Consider the following 292-nt stretch of genomic DNA (forward strand, 5'->3'; position numbering starts at 1 on the left):
TTTGAAACCGTTTGTTTGACGGGTTGGATTCTTTTGCCTGTTTGAAGGTGAAAGACAATGCAGACGCATGGAGTGACGACGCCCTTTGGGCGGCGTGGGGTTTCGCTTGCGCTCGTGAAAGAGCAGATGCAGGCCGAAGACATCCGCGCCGGCAAAGTGGCAGACAAGTGGAAACTGTTTCGCGATGTTGCCGAAGCACGGGAAAAACTCGGGCTTCAGGATCGAAGCCTTGCAGTGCTGAATGCGCTGTTGAGCTTCTACCCGGACATCGAGCTGTCGCAGGAGAAGGGGC

General features: G+C 55.5%; 1 protein-coding gene. It reads left to right on the top strand.

Annotated features, from left to right (window positions below; genetic code table 11):
* Positions 1–57: 57 nt before the first annotated feature.
* On the top strand, positions 58–292 hold a 235-nt coding region (locus tag ACEXP3_RS16950), incomplete at its 3' end, for a helix-turn-helix domain-containing protein (RefSeq protein ID WP_377298330.1).

The sequence above is a fragment of the Neorhizobium fuzhouense genome (assembly GCF_042611105.1).
GTDB classification, from domain to species: Bacteria; Pseudomonadota; Alphaproteobacteria; order Rhizobiales; family Rhizobiaceae; genus Neorhizobium; species Neorhizobium galegae_A.